The sequence below is a fragment of the Streptomyces sp. CO7 genome (assembly GCF_053474865.1).
Genome location: NZ_JBRIOU010000001.1, coordinates 382595 through 383331 on the forward strand (window position 1 = coordinate 382595; position 737 = coordinate 383331).

The following is a 737-nucleotide window of genomic DNA, read 5'->3' on the forward strand; positions in this document are numbered from 1 at the left end:
CCCCTACCCCGCCGACCAGCCCGGCGACGGCGACGCCCCCTGGCACCAGGTACGGCTGCTGCTCCGGCTGCACCGGTACGCGCTGGAGGCCCTCACCGAGCCGGTACCGCCCCGGCTGGTGGCCGCGGCGCGGGCGCTGGACCTGCACCGGGACGCGGCGGAGGCCGCCTCGGTCGCCGCCACGGCCGCCCGGACGCCGCGGATCGCGCCGGCCACGGCGTACGCGCTGGGCAATCTGCACGCGCACCAGCGGCACGAGGTGCTCGCCGCGCGCCACGACTTCCACCAGGCCTGGGGTTCCGCGGCGCCGCTCCGGGCGGTGTCCCAGGCGGCATCCCTTCCCCACCCGAGCACGAGCACGGTGACGGTCCCATGAACGACGACGACAGCGACGACACGATCCTGGCGGCGGGCTGCGTCCTGTACCGCCGTGGCGCGGGTGGCGGGCTCGAGGTCTGCCTGGTGTACCGGCCCAAGTACGGCGACTGGTCCTTCCCCAAGGGGAAGCTGGAGCCGGGGGAGACGGCGGAGGAGGCCGCGGTCCGGGAGGTCGCGGAGGAGACGGGCCACCACGTGTCCCTCGGGCCGCGGTTGCCGACCGTCCGGTACACGGTGGGCGGGCGGCCCAAGCGGGTCGACTACTGGGCCGCGGAGACCACGGCGCCCGACACCTTCACCCCGACCCACGAGATCGGCGCCCTCGCCTGGCACCCCGCCTCCACCGCCCACCACCACCT

The 737-nt window shown here is 76.3% G+C and carries 1 protein-coding gene and 1 pseudogene; both read left to right on the forward strand.

Features of this window, described 5'->3' with window-relative positions:
* Positions 1 to 376, forward strand: a pseudogene (locus ACOV8S_RS01820) (hypothetical protein); the annotation flags it as partial.
* Positions 373 to 737: NUDIX hydrolase (locus ACOV8S_RS01825; protein WP_448315609.1), on the forward strand; the 365-nt coding region annotated here is incomplete at its 3' end. The pseudogene ACOV8S_RS01820 and the gene ACOV8S_RS01825, both read left to right, overlap by 4 nt.